Origin of the sequence: Herpetosiphon sp., assembly GCF_003512625.1 — a bacterium.
GTDB lineage: Bacteria > Chloroflexota > Chloroflexia > Chloroflexales > Herpetosiphonaceae > Herpetosiphon > Herpetosiphon aurantiacus.
This window is the reverse complement of the sequence record NZ_DOPT01000002.1, coordinates 50,844-69,897: the sequence shown is the minus strand read 5'-3', so window position 1 is coordinate 69,897 and position 19,054 is coordinate 50,844. Positions and strand designations below refer to the sequence as shown.

The window sequence follows — 19,054 nt, the reverse complement described above, 5'->3', positions numbered from 1 at the left end:
ATCCAGCGATGAACCACGGGATTTGGTGGTTCAAACCGGAAAACGGTTAAAACCTACCCTTGAAAGGCTAGGGGGTGAGGGCATAAATATCGACTGCACATCTCCCGCGTCTTTGGTTAAAACCTACCCTTGTAAGAGTCCCCGATCCTCAAAACCCAACATCATAGGTTCTATGCTCTCTGTTCTTGGCTATAGCTTTACAATAAAAACGTTTGACAAGCCTATTTGATGGCATATATACTAGACAAAGCCCGTTGGCAACCCCAAGCGGGCTTGTAGTGTGCTGAAAGGCTGGTGCGCGGTGTCTCAAGAACGGCTCGCAGCGTTGCGGATGCTTTTTGAAGCAGCCCAAATCGATGGATTGTTGGTCGCTAATAGCCAAAATCGGCGCTATCTGAGCGGGTTTACTGGCTCGGCGGGCTTGTTGATCATTGATGCTCAACGAGCATTATTAATCAGCGATGGCCGCTATACCGTGCAAGCCGCCCAAGAGGCCAGCCAATTTGAAACGATCACCCGCACGCTTGATGAAAGCTTGTATAGCTGTGTTGGCCGCCATATTGCGCCGATCAAACGCTTGGGCTTCGAGCCAGCAACCCTCAGCGTTGCCGATTACAATGCCTTGCGCCAAGCCTTGCCTGCTGATGTAACCTTGGTTGCCATCGGGGCATTGACCGAGCAACTCCGCGCGATCAAAAGCGACGAAGAAGTTGCGGCCTTGCGTCAAGCAATTAACATCACCGACCAAGCCTTAGCGGCAGTCAAGCCAATGTTGCGCCCAAGCATGCTCGAACGCGAAGTCGCTTGGGAATTGCACAAGGCAATTGTTGAGCATGGCGGCGATGGTTTAGCTTTTGAAATTATCGTGGGTGCTGGCTTAAATAGTGCTTTGCCCCATTATCACGCTGGTAACGCCCCGCTGGGCCAAGGCCAGCCGATTGTGGTCGATTTTGGGGCGCTCTATGCTGGCTATCATGGCGATATGACCCGCACCTTGGTGCTCGGCCAGCCCGATGCCAAATTTGATGAAATTTATGGCATTGTGCGCCACGCGCTTGCGGATGCAACCAACGGCATCACCGCCAATACCACTGGCAAAGAAGCCGATGCCTTGGCTCGCGATGTGATCGAAGCCTCAGGCTATGGCGAATATTTTAGCCATGGCACAGGCCACGGGGTTGGCCTGCAAATTCATGAAGAGCCACGGCTCAGCCGCGTTCACAACGATTTGCTGCCAGTTGGCTCAATTTTTAGCATCGAGCCTGGCATTTATTTGCCCGATTGGGGCGGCGTGCGGCTCGAAAACTTGGTTTTACTCAATGCCAATGGTGTTGAAACGCTTACACAATCGCCACTTGACCCGATCATTGTGATCGAGCAAGCCTAAAATTTATTACAACCCAAAGGGAGTTCTTGTATCATGGTCTCAACAGGTGAAGTACGCAAAGGTCTAACCCTCATTATTGATGGTGAATTGTTCCGCGTGATGGAAGCCAACCACGTCAAGCAAGGTCGTGGCACGGCATTCTTGCGCCTGACCTTACGCAATGTCCGCACCAGTGCTACAACGGTTAAAACGTTTATGGCTGGCGAACGCTTCGAAGTTGCCCGCTTGTCAACCCGTAACGTTCAATACCTCTATCGCGAAGATAACTATATCTATGTGATGAACACTGAAACCTACGATCAATTCCCCGTCAGTGTGGATTTGCTCGAAGATGCGTTGTTGTATATTCGCGAAAACGAAACGTTCGACGTTTTGACCTACGAAGATGAAGTGCTGGATATTTCGTTGCCACCTTCAGTTGAGATGGTTGTGGTTGAAACCGAGCCAAACTACAAGGGCGATACCGCTTCAGGTGGTGGCAAGCCTGCAACCACCGACACTGGCTTAGTGGTGCAAGTGCCTTCATTCGTCGCGGTTGGCGAACGGATTCGGGTTGATACCACCAACGGCAAGTACATTACGCGGATCTAGGTGGGGTTTGACCCATTATTTTAAAGCTGATCATCACGGCGCTGGGCACGAATCCCTGCGCCGTCGCCATTTCTCCTTGTGTAGTTGAGGATGCTAGCCCATGAGTGAGCAAACGCCCGAACAGAATTTACTCACCGAGGATGTGCGTGAGTTGCTGCGGTTAATCACCCAAACTGATATTACTGAGCTAAGCCTTGAGCGTGGCGATGCCAAAATTCATGTTAAGCGCACGCCCTATGCAGTGGCAGCACCAGTGGTTGTGACCAGTGGCGTAGCGGCGACACCAGTTGCTGCCAACGTTGCCGAAACACCCGCCGCGCCCATTGGCCAACCAATCACTTCGCCAATGGTAGGAACCTTCTATGCCTCACCATCGCCCAAAGACCCACCGTATGTCAAAGTTGGCGATGAGGTTCACCCAGGCGATGTCGTTGGCATCGTTGAAGCCATGAAGATGATGAACGAAATCGAGAGCGAAATTCATGGCCGCGTGGCAGCGATCCACGTTGAAAATAACCAACCTGTTGAATATGGTCAAGTGCTCATTTCAATCGTGCCGCTCGATTAAGTTTAATTCCCTCACTCCTAGCCCCCTCCTTTCAAGGGTAGGTTGTTAACAATGATTGGGTGGGAGTACCGCCGATTGGCATGCCCTCACCCCCAACCCCTCGCCCGCTACGGCGGGCGAGGGGAGTTCCAAACTTACTGGGGTGAGGGAACACATTCAATCAGCTAAATAATTGTCGATTGTTTTTTTGGTTAAACCCTCGTACAATTGTGCTACTATCCTCAGCAAGCAGGCCAATCTATGGAACAACTTTCAGTCAGCGAGTTATGTGGCTATATCAATGCAGTGCTCACTAGCGACCCCGTGGTGAGTGATGTTTGGGTTTATGGCGAGGTTTCTAACTGCAAACGCCATTCATCAGGCCATTGGTATTTGACCCTCAAAGAGGCCGATGCCCGCATTGATGCGGTGATTTGGCGTTCCACAGCCTTGCGTTTGAGCTACTTACCTCAAGATGGCATGGCGATTTTAGGTCATGGCAAAGTTGAACTGTATAATGGACGCTTGCAAATTTATCTTGATTTTATTACTCCTGCTGGCGAAGGCCTGTTGCAAGCCCAATATGAACGGCTCAAAGCCCAATTAGAAGCCGAAGGTTTGACCGAACGCAAACGGCCATTGCCGCTATTTCCCCAACGCATCGGCATTGTTACTTCGCCAACTGGAGCGGCCTTGCAGGATATGTTGAATGTGCTGCGCCGCCGTTTTCCTTTGGCCGAAGTGATTATCGCGCCAGCCCTTGTGCAGGGCGAAGATGCCGCGCCTTCGATTGTTGAGGCCTTGTATGAGCTTTTCGATTTCGAGCCAGATGTGATTATTGTGGCCCGTGGCGGTGGCTCAATTGAAGATCTTTGGGCGTTCAACGAGGAGATTGTGGCACGGGCAGTTTTTGCCTCGCCAGTACCAGTCGTCACCGGAGTTGGCCACGAAACCGATACCACAATTGTCGATTTTGTTGCCGATTTGCGTGCGCCAACGCCTTCGGCTGCTGCCGAGTTGGTCACACCTGATTTGGTCACATTGCGCGATGAATTGATCAGCCACGTTGGACTGTTGCATGGCTTGTTTCAAGGGCGTTTGCAATTGCTGCGCAGCGAATTAGGCCAACAGCAACAACAACTTTTACGTCACAACCCGCAAATGCGGCTACATCAAGCGCATGAGCAGGTCAATGCCCAACAACAGCAGTTGCAGCGAACGATCCAGCGCATGCTCGAAATGGCTCGCTTAAAAGTTCAAGTGGCCGAACGCAGTTTAGTTGCACTCAATCCTGAACGAACCTTGGCGCGAGGCTATGCCGTTGTATTACATAACGATCGTTCCCTGACCAACACCAGCCACGTAGCAGTTGGCGATACAATTAATATTCAATTGCATCAAGGCCAGCTTCAAGCCACAATTACCGAGCTACGAGATTAAGCGATGCTACTCGCTAGTCTAACCATTAAACCACCAGCTGCTCATGATGCTGAGCAATTTCCTCTGAATGTGCCAGCCATCCAAGCCTTGGTTGGCCAAACTTTCGATTTTGAAGCCCCCGTGACAATTATTGTGGGCGACAATGGCTCGGGCAAATCGACTTTTTTGGAAGGTTTGGCGGTTGCTACGCGTTCGATCTCCGTCGGAACTTACGATTTAGAGCGTGATCAAAGCCTGACTTCGGCTCAACGTTTGGCCAAATACCTTAAACTTAGCTGGCATAAACGCACGGGGCGTGGCTTTTTCTTGCGGGCTGAAGATTTTTTCGGCTATGCTCAACGCTTAAATCAATTGCGGCTTGAAGCTGAAGCTGGTTTGTGCGAGATCGAGGCGGATACCACGCTTTCGCCCTTGGCGCGTGCCCAAGCCCGCCAAACCCATTCGCGCACGCTCGGCGAGTTGCGCCATCATTATGGCAATGGCCTCGATCATATGTCGCATGGCGAAAGTTTTTTGCGTTTGTTTCAATCGCGTTTTGTCCCAAATGGCTTATATTTACTCGACGAACCAGAAGCCCCGCTAGCCCCAATTCGCCAATTGAGTTTGTTAGCATTAATTCGCGATGCCGTTGAGCAGCAACAAAGCCAATTTGTGATTGTGACCCACTCGCCAATTATTATGGCCTACCCCAAAGCCCGCTTGCTCCAGATTAGCCCGACAGGGTTGCAACCGATTGAATATAACGCAATTGAACATGTCAGTTTATTGCGCGATTTTCTCAATCATCCTGAGCGTTTCTTGCGTCATTTGTAAATTTGGGGTTCGGGGATTGGTTGTTGGGGACACCTGTTTTGATCCACGAAGAACACGAAGCGCACTAAGTTTGAGACGCTAGGCTGAAGGCTATCGGAACAATCGTTGGTATTTCCAGCCAATCTCTGATAGCCCATAGCCTTTAGCCAATAGCCCTTTCGTAGTTAAACGTTACGCCTCGCTCCTAATCTATGTTCTATGTTCTATAGCTCACTCCTTGCATAAGCCCCAATCTTCTCGGATAATGCTGGTATGCAAACAGTTATTCTTGATCAGCAACAATTGAATCAGCATTATGGCTTGCTGACAGTGGCCTCGCCGCAACTAGCTAGTGCGCAGCCTGGTCAATGGGCAATGCTGCATCACGGTTTAAGTAGCGACCCATTCTTGCGCAGTCGGGCTTGGATTATTGCGACCAATCGTAGTAGCACTGCCACCTTGGCCTTGGATCTCCAAGACCCGTTGTTGGCGAGCATTGGGCGTTTGCCCAAAGGTTTTGAGCTTGATTGCATTGGGCCACTTGGCCGACCGCTCAGCAGCGACGGTCAAAAAGCAACCTTGTTGATTGCTGAGGGTAATGCAATCTACAGTTTGTTATTGTATGCCCAACGCGTAACCGAAACTGGCTCACCAGTGTTGCTGTTGGCGAGTGCCAATGATGCAATGCGCGTACCGCCGTTTGTGCTCCCAGCTGAGATCGAATATTTGGCGACCGCCGACGATGTGCTTGATTTACTCGAAAGTAGCGCCAAGCTTGATGCCCCATTGGTTTGGGCCAATCGTTTGCTGGCCGCTGGCAGTTTAGATTTAGCCAGTCGTTTGAGCCAACGGATTCGGCGTGAACGCTATGCTTGGCAACAAGGTTTTGCGGCGTTTATCGTCGATCAAGCCTACCCATGTGGCATTGGCATGTGTGGCGGGTGCTGGCAATCTACTCGGCAACAGCCAAAATTACTGTGTCATCATGGGCCAGCGCTAGATCTGCGTGAATTGGCCTAACTTAAGCTAAGCAATTTCGTATAGAATATCCACAATCTGATCCAAATAAGCAATGGCGCTTATCGCTAGGAGATGTACATGTTACCCGAGTACCGCAACGAACCGTTTGTCGATTTCAGTGTGAAAGCCAATGCCGATGCGATGCGCACGGCACTGAGCAAAGTTGGCGATGAATTAGGGCGTACTTATCCGCTTCTGATTGGTGGCGAACATATCGAATTGGCTGATACATTTGATTCACTGAATCCGGCCAAGCCAAGCCAAGTTGTCGGCAGTTTTGCCAAGGCAACGGTTGAGCATGCCAATCAAGCGGTGGAAGTTGCCGCCACAACCTTCGAATCATGGCGCAACGTCGCGGCAGAAGAACGCGCCCGCTATTTGTTCCGCGCTGCGGCAGTGATGCGCCGCCGCAAGTTTGAATTTATGGCGTGGTTGGTTTATGAAGTAAGCAAAAGTTGGGCTGAGGCCGATGCTGATGTGGCCGAAGCCATCGACTTTATGGAATATTATGGTCGTCAGGCGATTAAGTTTGGTGGCCCGCAACCAGTCGTCGCCTACAACGGCGAGGAAAATGAATTACGCTATGTGCCGCTCGGCGTGACCGTGGTGATTCCGCCATGGAACTTTGCCTTGGCAATTATGGTCGGTATGACCACCGCTGCGATTGCTGCTGGCAATACGGTGGTGTTGAAACCAGCCTCAGCTTCGCCGGCGATTGCTGCCCAATTTGTGCGCTTGTTGGTTGAAGAAGCTGGCTTGCCCGATGGGGTAGTTAATTTCGTGCCTGGTTCAGGCGGCGCAATGGGCGATGCCTTGGTTGATCACGCCAAAACTCGCTTGATCGCCTTTACTGGCTCGAAGGAAATTGGCTTGCGGATTTTTGAACGCTCAGCCAAATTGCAACCTGGCCAAATCTGGCTTAAACGCACAATCTTAGAAATGGGCGGCAAAGATGGGATTGTGGTTGATGAAACCGCCGATCTCGATGCTGCTGCCGATGCAATTGTAGCCTCAGCTTTTGGCTTCCAAGGCCAAAAATGCTCAGCCTGCTCGCGGGCAATTATCGTCGATAGCGTGTATAGCACAGTCTTGAAGAAGGTCGTTGATCGCACCAAAAAGCTGACCATGGGCGATCCAACCGATCCCAAACATCATATGGGCGCGGTGGTTGACCAAAAAGCCTTCGACAAGATTCGCGAATACATTGAAATTGGCAAGAGCGAAGGTCGCTTGATGCTTGGCGGCGAAACTGGCGATGGCTCGGAAGGTTATTTTATTCCCCCAACAATCATCGCCGATATTGCCCCCGAGGCTCGGCTCTCGTTGGAAGAAATTTTCGGGCCAGTCTTGGCATTTATCAAGGCCAACGATTGGAAGCATGCCTTGGAAATTGCCAATAACACCGAATATGGCTTAACTGGCGCGGTGTTTAGTCGCTCACGCGAACGACTTGAAGAAGCTCGGCGCGATTTCCATGTCGGCAACTTGTATTTCAACCGCAAATGCACAGGCGCGTTGGTTGGGGTGCAGCCGTTTGGTGGCTTCAACATGAGCGGCACCGACTCGAAAGCTGGCGGCCCCGATTACCTCTTGTTGTTCACTCAAGCCAAAACCATTACTGATCGCTTCTAAAAAAAGGCATGGCAGCATGGATCAACTCCATGCTGCCATGTTTTGGCAATAAAAAAGCCCGATTATTACTCGGGTTTCATGCCGACACCCCACTTGTCGTCACGCATTTAGGCCACTTGTAGCACCAATTGCGCAATCACCCCGCGAAGTTTAGCAAAATCCAATGGTTTTAAGAGATATTCGCTACAACCAGCTGCCATAGCTTGGGTACGATAATCGTTGCCACCAAAGGCCGTCATGGCAATAATTGGCACATGCTTGGTGCTGGTATTGATGCGTAACTGTTTGGCAACCGTTAAACCATCAATGCCCGGCAAGGCTAGATCCAACAACACCAAGGCTGGGCGAACTACAGGTATCTGCTTCAGGGCTTCACTACCATTGTGCGCCCCAACCACCGTATACCCATCAACCTCAAGTAAACGTGCGAGAATAATGTGAGTGTCTGGTTGATCATCAACTATAAATAAACAAGCCATACCTGCTCCAGTGTCCGTAGAGGTATGAAATCTCGATCGATGCTTCGACAAAACACTCATTGGACAATAGGAATTGAGTCCCTGATTGGGTAGTTCTTTAATTAGCATGCAGGGTAACATAGATAGATATGGCTGGCAAGCCTAAAATATATAAAAAAACTTAATTTTTTCTGAAAAATAAGTTATCATTGATTACTCAGCACCTAGACTGCTAGCTAGCTTGAGCGAGCGAATACGTAGGCCAATCTAAAGGGCTAAAATGCCTCCTAGGCCACTGATTGTGGCTACCATGTTCTAGACATAGCCAAGGCTTTGACGAAGTTGCTGGAGGAGCTTAAAAGTATATAAATTGTTAACAATTAATGCTGGCCAAGTCTCAGGGGCGGTTAAGTCAACCCAGCCAACTTCCACAATTCCGGCACTAGGATCATTTGGGTTGATTGTTTCATAGCCAGGCTGGGGTGTACCTTCGATTATTCGGCAGCGATAGGTTTTAAACGCCTGATAGGTTTGGTCGGGCTGATCCTGCTGGTGCAGAATCAGCCCTTCAACCACAATACGCACGCCAAGTTCTTCCCATGCTTCACGAATGAGGCAATCGTTTTCACTTTCATCTGGTTCGCGTCCGCCACCGGGCAAAAGCCAAAACGTTGTAGTTGCAGAGGCAAAGCGAATGAGGAGTAAGCAATCATGATCCATAATTGCCACTTGATAACGGGTATGTCGTAGTGTAGCCATTTAAATATCACAGCCTTGAGTCAGTGTTTGAATCAGCACTGTGGCTGGGCCGCTTGCTTGCAAATAACCACTGTTCAAGCGCCAGGTGTCGGCTTGTTGGCTTGCGCCATAACAACCAACCCACATAACTTTGGTATCAGCCAGAATGATCGTCTGCAAAAAGGCCGCAGCCTCGGTTTCAACTGGCGTTACATTGACATAGACACTCAGTTGGTTGCTTTGGCGTAGGTTGTCGGGCACGCTTGGCAAGGTTCCTTCAACCCAGGTTTCAGCCGTTTTAGCCTGATCAGCTTGGGCCAAACCAGCGTAATAGCTAAACAAGACCTCAGGAACAGTGGTTTGCTTGGTGAGGGCTAGTTGCTCAAGCGGCGTGCCACATTCGCGTGCCTGCTGATCAAGCACCCCCAACACATCATTAGTGGTGGTTGGCAGCGAGTTGTTTGAGCTTAACTGCCATGGGCTATTAACATCAGCGCGGGTCGCAAGATAGCAAGCAGTATCAGCCCGCGCACCACCATCGCTCATCCCCAACAACACAATCCCTGCCATGCGGGCTTCGGTTTGGCTTTCGTTGAACGTTGGCGCAGTCACCAAGCCAACGACCAAATCGATGCCAAAGAAACTCGCGCTAAACCCACCTTGATCGATGCCACCTGGCGGCGTTGCCCAGTAGCGATAAGCTCGTTCGTACTCGCCACGATTGAGCGCATTGACCAGCGAACGAAATAGCTTAACCGGCGTTGTTTGATCATCAAAGGCATTGGGTTGAGGCAGCGTATCCACCGGAGTTGCCACGCTCGTCGTTGGGCTGGCTACCGCGATTGCTTGGGTTGGGCTAGCCTCAGGTTGTAGCGTAGCACCAACCGTTGGTGCGGGCACTTGATTAGCACAGCCAGCCAAAACCAACAGCGCCAGCAACCAACCCCGCCGTAAAAAGACCTTCATCGATCAAACTCCTTTATAGTAACGCCGCAGAACACCCCGCCCCAAGACCCACATGGTGGGTTCCCCGCGCGGGATGCATGCGTGCCAGTTCTGACGAAGAGAAATTAAAGAGCGCAAGAGTAGTCTACCCCGTGAAGAGCAATCATGCGTGATTCGGGTATTTTGACTGCGTGAAACATAGTATAGCTCATGCAGTCAAAAAAACGACTAGTATCGAGTATAATAGTCGTCGCTATGCTTTCCTTGGTTCGGTGTAGCCGCGCCCTCGGCTGTTGGTAGCAGCGCGAGGGCTTCAATTACTATCCTCGGCTTTGCGCTCTCCGTGTTCCAGTAGTTCACCAGGTGTAACACCTAGCAATGTTGCTAGCTTGTCTAGCGCCTCTAGATTTACCTCAGTTGTTTCGTTATACCAGTAGCGCCGGATCATTCCAATGGTCAGGCCGCTTTGGCGCTGCAACTGTGACATGTTAAACCCTTTTTGTTCGGACACCTCGTTTAATCGCAATCGTACCATAATTCACCTCCAACCATCTTGTTGCAGGTGAATTATAGCATCTAAAGTATATTATCGTCAATATCCTATTGACAGTAAATATTATCAATGATATACTGTCTGTAATAAGTAAACAGTGCTAGGCGCTACCAACACCTTGCACTAATCGAAAGGAACCAAGGCCATGAATATGCACACTAAAGCAATCCGCTGCGACCGTCTCACCAAAGACTTCGCCTTATACCTGAACGGCGAATTGATCGGTTATAGCAGTTCCTACAGCGAAGGTGAAAGCCGCCTAAATGAGTTGGTCTACGATCTGTTACGCCGCGCCTCCCATGCCGACATCAGCGATCTGACCCCTGAGGATGCCGAGGTTGCCTTAGAAGTTGTCACGGCTTTGGCTACTGAAGAAACAGTCACCGAAGTTGTTCCTACTGACGCTACTACCCAAGTCGAAGTTAAGTCGATGGCTGACGATGAAAGCGGTAAAGAAACGCACGGTGTACCAGTCTTTTCGTCCACCATCGGCGGTATTGAATGTACTCTTGGAACCGATGGCGCTCTAACAGTCTCCGCAGCCCGTCGCGATGAACCTGCCTACGGACGTTCCCCCGATGATACCGATGCACTCTATCTGTTTCTTACGAAACTCCCCCAAGTTGGGCCATTGCTTGAAGGCACCCACATGGAGCGTCAGCACTTCCTCTATGGCGATATGGAGATCAAGACCAATGACGAGGGGTTTGACGCTGCACCGTCGATTGTTGCCCATCTGGCAAAGGCTCGTCGCGAGAAAGAAACTGTTGCGGCGAACGCAGCTTAACGATGCAAACGCCAACTAAACGCACTTCCCACAGCGTGTACAACCTTAACTATCATTTGGTGTTTGTTACCAACTATCGGCATTGCGTTCTTAAGGGACGCATTGCCGATCACCGCAAGGCAGTCATCCTAACAATCTGCACCCGCTCTGGTTGGGAGCAATGAGCCCTTGAAGTGATGCCCGATCATGTGCATGGGTTTCGCTCAGCACCGCCCACAACCGCGCCCATGGTGATTGGGAAGACGTTGAAACGCATCCTTGCGGTGGATGTGTTTCGCACCTTCCTAACGCTGAAACGTCGCCATTTTTGGGGTAGTGGACTCTGGACAGACGGTTATTACTATGGTTCGGCGGGAACGGTTTCCGCCCAAACCATCGCCATGGATATCGCCAACCAAAAGGAAGTCTAATCATGCGAACGCTGACCCGTTGCTATAAATATCGCCTGTATCCTGCCACTGACCAACAAAACACCTTGGTACAGTGGGCGGGTTGCCGACGATTTGTCTGGAATTGGGCATTGCACTGCAAGCAAACCCACTACCAAGCAACGGGTCAACGGCTGAGCTATCAACGGCTTGCGGCGATGTTGGTTGATCTGAAACGTCAGCCCAAAACGGCATTTTTGCGTGATTGCCATTCGCAACCCTTGCAACAAGCGCTGATGGATTTAGAAACGGCCTTTACTCACTTTTTTGCCAAACGGGCGAAGTATCCCCGTTTCAAAGCACGCAAAGTCACACCGCATAGCCTCCGCTTCCCGCAAGGCGTGGTCGTCGTTGATGAACACACCATCAGCGTGCCAAAAATCGGGCTGATGCAGGCGATCATTCATCGCCCACTGCTGGGAACAGCAAAGGGCGCAACGATCAAACAAGACGCAACGGGTGCATGGTGGGTCGTTTTTGTTTGCCACATCAACCGCCCTGATGTTTTGCTAACTACTGATAATCCTGTGGGCATTGATGTGGGACTTGAATCCTTCACTACCCTGTCAACGGGAGAGAAAACTACACCGCCCAAATTCTACCGTCGAAGCCAAAAGAAACTTGCCCGTGCTCAGCGGAAACTCTCACGCGCCCAAAAGGGCAGCAACAACCGCTTGAAAGCTCGTAAGCACGTTGCCAAAATTCACCAGAAAATTAGCAACCAACGCGCCGATTGGCTGCATAAGCATGCGTTGGGGATCGTTCGCCAATTTGATGTGGTGTGCATTGAAGACCTGAATCTCAAAGGCCTTGCGAAAACCAAGCTGGCCAAATCATTCAGTGATGCCGCCCTGAGTACCTTCATGCAGATGTTACACGATAAAGCGGAATGGCACGGACGGCGAGTGATTAAGGTTGGGCGGTTCTACGCCTCATCAAAAACCTGCCATCACTGCCAAACGAAAACCGCCTTGATGCTATCAGATCGCGTGTGGACATGCCCCACCTGTGGCACGATCCATGATCGCGATAGGAATGCGGCGATCAACATCGTGCACGAAGGAATACGCCTGCTTGCCGTTGGGACGACGGAAAGCTAAAACGCTGCTCGAGATGGTGTAAATCCAGCGAAACGTTGGTAGCTGTCGTTGAAGGCAGAAGCCACGCCCCTCGTGGGCGTGGTAGTTCACTCTTTCCAAGTCGTTTTGCTTTGCCAATCGCTACGAGCCAAAGGCTTGGGCGTAACCGCAGGTTTGCCAACATACAAAAAGCCCAACAGTTTGGTTGGGGCTTCAAAACCAACAGTCTTGGCAACAATTTCGTGCGTGCCAATCGGGCCACTCGACCATTTAGCGGCTAAACCAAGCTGCGCCGCCATCAGGTGGGCATTTTGTACGGCCATGGCAACGGCAGCCAATTCTTCCCATTCAGGATTTTTGGGCTGTGGCTGCATGCCAAGGGCAATCCAAACCGGAGCCATCCAAACTTTATCGCGCTGTTTGGCCTCTTGAAATGGGTCGCCTTGGGCTGCGGCAACCAGCGCCGCACCTAATTCGGCACGAGCTTCGCCGCTATAAACCACAAAGCGCCAAGGCTCGGTCACGCCGTGGCTGGGAGCCAAGGTTGCTGCTTGTAAAATTAATTCAATTGCCGAGCGCTCGATTGGCTCAGGAGAAACTTCTTTCAAACCATATGATCGGCGTTGGGCCAAAAAAGCCAAAACCTCGTTGCTGGTTGCCATTACCAAACCTCACGAACTAAAATCAGTTGCTGTAAAGAGTAGCATGAATCAGTGATCATGCGATTTCCAGCCAAAGGCTTGGGCTTCCCAACTTAGCAAATCGCCTTCGATATGCTCTTGGCAACCAAACTGCTCAAGCATCAACATAATTTGGGCACGATGATGCATGCTATGGGTAATTAAATGGCCAATCGTCCCGCCATAAGTTTTTTGCATTGGCGGATCATCCAGTACATCGCTATACACTGCATCCCAGCGTTGCTCACGGCTGATCGTGCGGGCGATTGCAGCAAAATCGCGGCCTGCATTGCTCAAGCGTTGCAGCAAGCCCTCGATCGAGTTATCAGTTAAATCGCGCACAGGCCGTTCGGCCATCAGATCGCACCAACTTTCCATGTTTTCGATGATATGCTCAAAACATTCGCGTAAACTCCGCTGATCGATGGCAAACTGCTGATCGAGTTGGGCTGAGCTGAGGCTTTGCGCTTGCAGTAATAATTGACGAGTCGTCCAAACATCGTGGCCAAGCAAACGATCTAACAAATCCATCACACATCCTTTAACTGAATTCATCCGAATAAAGAGTATACAGCACAGATGTATCATTACTTTAGCAGGCAAGTGGCAGATTTCGCCGAACTACGGCCATCTGCTATACTGTAGGGATAGAAAGCCACCTGCATTTAGGGAAGACCATGATGGATAAGCTCCCACATACGTTTTATCGCCGCCGTTTTGTTGATGGTCGCCATCATGTGTTCCATTCGTATGGATTCGGGCGGGTTGTCCGCAACGATGCTGAGTTGTTAGTCTATGATTGGTCGCTTGGTACGCCGCAACGGATTACCGATACGCTGGGTTGGGGCAGCGATGCGCCGCGCACGCGTTTGTTTGATCAACGAGCTTCTCGCGCCTTTGGGCGTTCGTGGTGGTGGCGTTCACGACCACTCAACATCACCAGCATGTATGATGAACGCGGCAATTTGATTGTGCAACGCATCGATTTTGCCAGCAAAGCTATGGATATTAGCGGCAGCTTTTACCAAACCGATCTCTACCTCGATTGTTTTGTCGCCGCCAATGGCACAACCCACGTCGTTGAAGATGAAGATGAAGTGATCGAGGCCGAGGAAGTTGGTTTGCTCAGCCAAGCTCAACGAGTGATGATTGAAACAGAGCTCGATACAGTGCGCAATTTGCTGCGTAATGGCACATGGCTGAGTTGGCTCGAAGCCGCCGCTGGCGCACCATTTGATCGCACATTTTTGCCCAAAGCTCGTAACTACGATGGTTTTTGGCAATCGCGGGCGAGCTATTGGCCGGAGGATTAACATGGCGCTCGATTGTAGTGTCGTGATTATTTCATGGAATGTGGCAGATTTGTTGCGCCAATGTTTGGACTCGATCAGCCAATCGCTAGCAGGCAGCAACTATAGCTACGAAGTGATTGTGGTCGATAATGCTTCGCACGACGATTCGGTGATGATGGTGCGCCAAGCATTCCCCAAGGTTCAAATCATCGAAACGGGAGCCAATTTAGGCTATGCGGGCGGGGTCAATATTGGGGTCGATGCAGCCCAAGGCCAATGGATTTTGGTGCTCAACCCTGATACTGTGATGCAAGCCGAGGCAATTCCTCAGTTGCTGGATTGGGCGCAACAGCAGCCCACTGCCAGCGTGATTGGCCCGCAACTGCGCTACCCCGATGGCTCAATTCAATCGTCGCGGCGACGACTACCCACCAAAGCTAGTTATTTTTTTGAAAGTACCATCCTCGAACGCTGGTGGCCTAACAATCCTTGGGCGCTGGCCTATCGCTGTGCCGATCAACCCGATGATCAGCCGCAACAGGTCGAATGGCTCATGGGCGCGGCCTTATTAGTGCGTAAATCGGCAATCGAGCAAGCCGGCTTGATGGATCGACGCTTCTGGATGTATTCAGAGGAAGTTGATTGGCAAGCTCGCTTGGGACGTTTTGGGCCAATTTGGTATGTGCCGCAAGCAGTGATCATACATCACGAAGGCAAATCCAGCGAACAAGCGCCAGCGCGTAAACATTTGGCCTTCCAAGAATCCAAATTGCGCTATGCTTCGCTATACGAAGGGCCAATATTCGCCACCTGTTTACACTTTTTCTTGGCCAGCAGCTACCTATATGAGCTAGCAGTTGAGAGTGTTAAATGGCTGCTTGGGCATAAACGCGAGCTACGTTGGCAGCGCATGCAGATTTATTGGCAGGTGTTGCGCCATTTTGGCTAGGCTTTGACATTTACCCATGGCCTCGTATAATGCCTATATGCGACCTTCACGTTCGGCCCAACAGGCAGCCCCCCCAGCAGCGATGGTTCATCTCTACCGTGGTTTGATGGATCGCGCAGTGACATGGCGTTCGCGGATCGATACGCCAACCAACTGGGCGGTGGCAATTACGGGTACTGTTTCGAGTTTTGTACTGGGCGATGCCAATCATCATCATGCAGTTGTGCTGTTAACAATTGTCTTCTGTATGGGCTTTTGGTTCATTGAGGCACGGCGCTATCGCTATTACGATTTATGGGCAACTTGGGTTCGCATCCTCGAAACTGATTATTATGTACCATTGCTTGGTCAAAACACCCTCGCAGTTGATCAATATTGGCATAAATTGCTGCTGACCGATATGAACACACCGCATTTTAAGATCACAACTTTAGAAGCCTTGGGGCGACGGTTACGCCACAATTACATGGCGATTTTTCTGTTTTTGCTGTTTATTTGGCTGCTCAAGCTGATGATTCATCCGCAAATTACCAATCGGCCCTCGCTCGAAACCTTTATCTACGATGCGAGTTTAGGGCCATTCAACGGTAAATTTGTCATTTTATCGGTCTTAGGGTTTTATGCGCTCTTGATCATCGTGGCATTAATTACGATTCCCCGTTGGGGTGCTCGCACCGAAATGGTGAGCCACGAACGGGTATTACGGAAGTTAGCGCTGCCAGAAGCAATGCCAGTGGGGAAAGCCAAACGACGGGGAGGGCGACGCAAATCATATGGAAAAGCCCACGACTGACCAACCAACCGATCTCTGCATCATTATGCATGCCCATGCGCCGTTTGTGCGCCAACCTGGGCCATCCAGCCATGGCGAAGAAGAGTTACATGGCCTGATGGCCGATTGTTATATTCCGCTTTTACGCGGCCTCGCCGACTTGATCGAGCAAAATAAAGCGGTCAAAATGGGCTTGGCCATCAGCCCAATTCTGTTGCATCAATTGAATGATCCAGTTGTGCAAAAGCATATGCTGCATCATCTCGATGAGGCGATTGTTCAGGCCGAGCGGCGGCTTGAAGCAACCAAGGCCGATGAGCACGCAGCCTATCTAGCCCAATTTTATTTACAACTGCATCAACGCACCTTACATGTCTTTGAAAAGCAGTGGAGCCGTAATGTTGTAGCCATGACCCGTGAGTTGGTCGAGGCTGAGGCCTTGGAAGTGCTGGGCCATACGGCAACCTATCCCGTACCACATTTATACGATCGCCCGACTTTGCGCACCCAAGTCGAAATTGGCACGATCGCGCTGATGCATTTGCTCGGCCAAACTCCAAGCGTCTTGTGGAGCGCCGAAGATCCAGTTTCGCCAGAGTGGGAGCAGATTCTCAAGCCTTTGGATATGCGGGCCTTGGTCGGGACTGCCAACCCTGAGTTACGCGGACAAGCCCTTTCGTGGCTTTCCGAAGCTCGTCAAACCGCTGTGATTACGCCCGATCAGCGCTTGCTGACGCATATTCGCTCGGTTGGCTTGGGCTATCCTGGCGATCCGCTATATCGTGCGCCGATGGAAATTCCCATGGATGATGGCATGCTGAGTCGTGATGGCAGCGCCTATGATCCATTTTATGCCTATGCGCGGGCGCGGATGCATGCCCGTCACTTCACCGCTGTGCTTAGCGAAACCGCCAGCAACGGCCAGCCCTTAGTGATTGTGGCTGATATGGAATTATTTGGTAGCGGCTGGTTTGAGGGTGGTTTATGGCTGCGCACGTTGCTCGAAGAATTGCCCAGTCATTTTCGCTTGGTTACGCCTAGCACCCTGCTCAAACGCCATAAACCTAGCGTGGTTGTGCCGCCACAGCATTTCGCTGGAATTATCGATGGCCGTTTGAGCGCGGCCCATCGCCAATTACAAGCGGCGGTAGCGCAATATCCCCAAGCTTATGGCGACCGCGAACAGGTGCTCAACCAAGCTGCCCGTGAATTTTTGCTGGCACAATCAGGCGATTGGGATCGCTGGGTTGGTACGCCTGGCGCAGATTATGCCAATGCTCGGCGCAGCGAACACCTGCAAAAATTCGATTGGCTGATGCAGTTATTGCCGCATGAAACCTTGTTACCAGTTGCCGCCCGTGAATTTGCCGCCTTGCAAGAGCGCGATAATCCTTTTCCAACCCTGAATTATCGTTTGTTTGGGAATTTTGAACGATGACAACCTACACTTGGCTTGGCCACGACCGGCCACATCTTGATACCTTGTTCGTTCAAGACCTCGGGGCGATGGTTTTCGCCAGTTTTGGCGGGGTGGTCGCCCAAGGTGCTCGGAAAAATGAAGATGCTGCGGCTATTTTCATCGATCCTGCTGGCGGATGGGAATTGGCGGTGGTGATCGATGCTCATCATTCAGCCCAAAGTGCCCTGTTGATTTTAGAAACCTTGGTTGGAGCCGAAACCCAACTGCGCGAATGTTTGAACCAACCCTTGAATCAAGCCTTTTTTAGCTTGGATCAGGCTTTACTTGATATCTTTCGTAGCAATCGCTTTCGGGCGCGGTGTGCCGCAATTCAAGGCGAGGCCTCGTGTTTGTTCGTCGCCCGCAAAGATGAATATGTTTGGTATTGGGCAGTTGGCGATTGCATTGGCTATATTTTTCACCCCAGCATTGCACGGCTGGGCGAGATGCAACTCAACCAACGCCGCTTCTACGAATGGATTGGCAATGTCAATACCTGGGATGGCGTGTTGCCTTCGTACTCCACCGGCATTCGTTTGCTTCAACCTGGATTGACCACGATTATGTTAACGACTGATGGCTTGCTGGAATGTGGCACACGCCCGTTTGAAAACCCAACCACCTTGTATAACGCGGTTTGTTGGGAGCAGCACAGTCTGCCACGAGCTGCCCGTGCCTTGCTCGAACGAGTCCAAACTGAAGGCGGTCGCGATAGTGCCACTGCCATTTTGTGGCAATTTGATAGCACATGGGCTGGAATTAATCGCGATTTCCGCTAAACACATGCGCCAAGCCACCCCAAATTGACTGATGCTCGGCCTGCAAACCAGCTTGTTTGAAGGCTTGCAGTACATGCCTGCCATCACCAAAACGTTGTGCTAACGGCGCAAGTTGGCGATAGGGATAGCTTGGCGCACCCAAACTACGAGCAAAAAAAGGTACAATCGTTTGCAAATAGATTTGGCCCAAGCTGCTCAACCATGAATTGCCTGTACCAACCTCAACCAAGCTAAACCGCCCATTTGGCCGCAACAAACGCCGAATTTCGCCAGCAAAACGCACCAACTCGCTATAACAAAAAGTTTTTAATCCAAAACAACACACCACCCGATCTAGGCTTTGGCTAGCGAGTTTGTTGGCAAACATATCACAATTGTGCACTTCAATCCGCTCAAGCAAGATTGGATATTTCAAGGGTTGCGCTACCAGATCGAGCGCAATCAACGAACCCTGCCCTTGCATTGCCTGCTCCAGCCATGGCCAAGCCTCGCCGCCGCCACACAGCAAATCACCAACAACCATACCTGGCTGAATTTGTGCTGTGGCAACACAACGTTTGCGCCAAGCACTGATAATGCCCAAGCTGCTGAGCGAACTGACTTGAGCATAGGAAGGAGCCATTTGTTCAAATAGTGCTTCTAGATCGATGTTGTCAAACTGATCGGCTACGCTATGGCTCGGTACTGAAATCATCGTGGAAACCTCCCAAATACCTGCTTGGTTTC

The 19,054-nt window shown here is 50.9% G+C and carries 21 protein-coding genes and 1 pseudogene; 15 read left to right on the top strand and 7 right to left on the bottom strand.

Going from position 1 to position 19,054, the window contains the following annotated elements; all coding sequences use genetic code 11:
- Window positions 1–301: 301 nt before the first annotated feature.
- The 7 genes from DEF47_RS00890 (at window position 302) to pruA (ending at window position 7,409) form a co-directional block, all read left to right on the top strand.
- The gene (locus DEF47_RS00890; protein ID WP_012192246.1) at window positions 302–1,387 is read left to right on the top strand and encodes a M24 family metallopeptidase; all 1,086 of its coding nucleotides are present in this window, start codon (window positions 302–304) and stop codon (window positions 1,385–1,387) included.
- A 33-nt stretch (window positions 1,388–1,420) separates the two neighbouring features.
- Window positions 1,421–1,978, top strand: coding sequence for an elongation factor P (gene efp, locus DEF47_RS00885; RefSeq protein ID WP_012192247.1), 558 nt, complete (start codon window positions 1,421–1,423; stop codon window positions 1,976–1,978).
- Window positions 1,979–2,078: 100 nt separating this feature from the next.
- Window positions 2,079–2,546, top strand: coding sequence for an acetyl-CoA carboxylase biotin carboxyl carrier protein (gene accB, locus DEF47_RS00880; RefSeq protein ID WP_012192248.1), 468 nt, complete (start codon window positions 2,079–2,081; stop codon window positions 2,544–2,546).
- A gap of 240 nt (window positions 2,547–2,786) precedes the next feature.
- Window positions 2,787–3,965, top strand: coding sequence for an exodeoxyribonuclease VII large subunit (gene xseA / locus DEF47_RS00875; RefSeq protein ID WP_012192249.1), 1,179 nt, complete (start codon window positions 2,787–2,789; stop codon window positions 3,963–3,965).
- 3 nt (window positions 3,966–3,968) lie between these two features.
- Complete coding sequence (locus tag DEF47_RS00870) at window positions 3,969–4,778, top strand: AAA family ATPase (protein ID WP_012192250.1); 810 nt, start codon at window positions 3,969–3,971, stop codon at window positions 4,776–4,778.
- Between the two features lie 252 nt (window positions 4,779–5,030).
- The gene (locus tag DEF47_RS00865; protein WP_012192251.1) at window positions 5,031–5,777 is read left to right on the top strand and encodes an iron-sulfur cluster-binding protein; all 747 of its coding nucleotides are present in this window, start codon (window positions 5,031–5,033) and stop codon (window positions 5,775–5,777) included.
- 78 nt (window positions 5,778–5,855) lie between these two features.
- Window positions 5,856–7,409, top strand: coding sequence for an L-glutamate gamma-semialdehyde dehydrogenase (gene pruA / locus DEF47_RS00860; protein ID WP_012192252.1), 1,554 nt, complete (start codon window positions 5,856–5,858; stop codon window positions 7,407–7,409).
- Between the two features lie 107 nt (window positions 7,410–7,516).
- Here pruA and DEF47_RS00855 read toward each other — a convergent pair whose 3' ends face one another.
- The 4 genes from DEF47_RS00855 to DEF47_RS00840 all read right to left on the bottom strand — a co-directional run bounded on the left by DEF47_RS00855 (window position 7,517) and on the right by DEF47_RS00840 (window position 10,085).
- Window positions 7,517–7,888, bottom strand: a complete 372-nt coding sequence (locus DEF47_RS00855; protein ID WP_012192253.1) for a response regulator — start codon at window positions 7,886–7,888, stop codon at window positions 7,517–7,519.
- Window positions 7,889–8,182: 294 nt separating this feature from the next.
- The gene (locus DEF47_RS00850) at window positions 8,183–8,626 is read right to left on the bottom strand and encodes an NUDIX domain-containing protein (RefSeq protein ID WP_012192254.1); all 444 of its coding nucleotides are present in this window, start codon (window positions 8,624–8,626) and stop codon (window positions 8,183–8,185) included.
- A complete protein-coding gene (locus DEF47_RS00845; protein ID WP_012192255.1) occupies window positions 8,627–9,571 on the bottom strand; it encodes a hypothetical protein in 945 nt (314 codons plus the stop codon).
- Window positions 9,572–9,863: 292 nt separating this feature from the next.
- Entirely contained in the window at window positions 9,864–10,085 is a 222-nt protein-coding gene (locus DEF47_RS00840) for a helix-turn-helix domain-containing protein (protein WP_041304942.1), read from the bottom strand.
- 163 nt (window positions 10,086–10,248) lie between these two features.
- Between DEF47_RS00840 and DEF47_RS00835 the strand changes: the two genes are divergently transcribed.
- The 3 genes and pseudogenes from DEF47_RS00835 (at window position 10,249) to DEF47_RS00825 (ending at window position 12,418) form a co-directional block, all read left to right on the top strand.
- Window positions 10,249–10,890: a hypothetical protein gene (locus DEF47_RS00835; protein WP_012192256.1), complete on the top strand. Its 642-nt coding sequence runs from the start codon at window positions 10,249–10,251 to the stop codon at window positions 10,888–10,890.
- Between the two features lie 2 nt (window positions 10,891–10,892).
- Window positions 10,893–11,300, top strand: a pseudogene (gene tnpA / locus DEF47_RS00830) (IS200/IS605 family transposase).
- 2 nt (window positions 11,301–11,302) lie between these two features.
- The gene (locus tag DEF47_RS00825; RefSeq protein WP_012192258.1) at window positions 11,303–12,418 is read left to right on the top strand and encodes an RNA-guided endonuclease InsQ/TnpB family protein; all 1,116 of its coding nucleotides are present in this window, start codon (window positions 11,303–11,305) and stop codon (window positions 12,416–12,418) included.
- Between the two features lie 86 nt (window positions 12,419–12,504).
- Here DEF47_RS00825 and DEF47_RS00820 read toward each other — a convergent pair whose 3' ends face one another.
- Together DEF47_RS00820 and DEF47_RS00815 are read right to left on the bottom strand one after the other, a co-directional pair.
- On the bottom strand, window positions 12,505–13,059 hold the full coding sequence (locus DEF47_RS00820) for a nitroreductase family protein (protein WP_012192259.1): 555 nt from the start codon (window positions 13,057–13,059) through the stop codon (window positions 12,505–12,507).
- 48 nt (window positions 13,060–13,107) lie between these two features.
- A complete protein-coding gene (locus DEF47_RS00815) occupies window positions 13,108–13,608 on the bottom strand; it encodes a DinB family protein (protein WP_012192260.1) in 501 nt (166 codons plus the stop codon).
- A gap of 146 nt (window positions 13,609–13,754) precedes the next feature.
- On the opposite strand from DEF47_RS00815, the gene DEF47_RS00810 reads away from it, so the two are divergent.
- From DEF47_RS00810 to DEF47_RS00790, 5 genes are read left to right on the top strand one after another with little or no spacing between them, the layout of a single operon-like run.
- On the top strand, window positions 13,755–14,390 hold the full coding sequence (locus DEF47_RS00810; protein WP_012192261.1) for a DUF402 domain-containing protein: 636 nt from the start codon (window positions 13,755–13,757) through the stop codon (window positions 14,388–14,390).
- A gap of 1 nt (window position 14,391) precedes the next feature.
- On the top strand, window positions 14,392–15,318 hold the full coding sequence (locus DEF47_RS00805) for a glycosyltransferase family 2 protein (protein ID WP_012192262.1): 927 nt from the start codon (window positions 14,392–14,394) through the stop codon (window positions 15,316–15,318).
- Between the two features lie 16 nt (window positions 15,319–15,334).
- Window positions 15,335–16,111 carry a DUF2270 domain-containing protein gene (locus DEF47_RS00800; RefSeq protein WP_012192263.1) on the top strand — a complete coding sequence of 259 codons (777 nt, stop codon included), beginning with the start codon at window positions 15,335–15,337 and terminating at the stop codon, window positions 16,109–16,111.
- Window positions 16,092–17,528 carry a 1,4-alpha-glucan branching protein domain-containing protein gene (locus DEF47_RS00795; protein ID WP_012192264.1) on the top strand — a complete coding sequence of 479 codons (1,437 nt, stop codon included), beginning with the start codon at window positions 16,092–16,094 and terminating at the stop codon, window positions 17,526–17,528. Before DEF47_RS00800 ends, DEF47_RS00795 begins: the two co-directional genes overlap by 20 nt.
- The gene (locus DEF47_RS00790) at window positions 17,525–18,328 is read left to right on the top strand and encodes a PP2C family serine/threonine-protein phosphatase (RefSeq protein WP_012192265.1); all 804 of its coding nucleotides are present in this window, start codon (window positions 17,525–17,527) and stop codon (window positions 18,326–18,328) included. The genes DEF47_RS00795 and DEF47_RS00790 overlap by 4 nt, the downstream gene beginning before the upstream one ends.
- Here the strand turns inward: DEF47_RS00790 and DEF47_RS00785 are convergent.
- Window positions 18,309–19,022 (bottom strand): class I SAM-dependent methyltransferase, encoded by a 714-nt coding sequence (locus tag DEF47_RS00785; protein WP_012192266.1) that lies wholly within the window; start codon window positions 19,020–19,022, stop codon window positions 18,309–18,311. The genes DEF47_RS00790 and DEF47_RS00785 overlap by 20 nt on opposite strands.
- Window positions 19,023–19,054 lie beyond the last annotated feature (32 nt).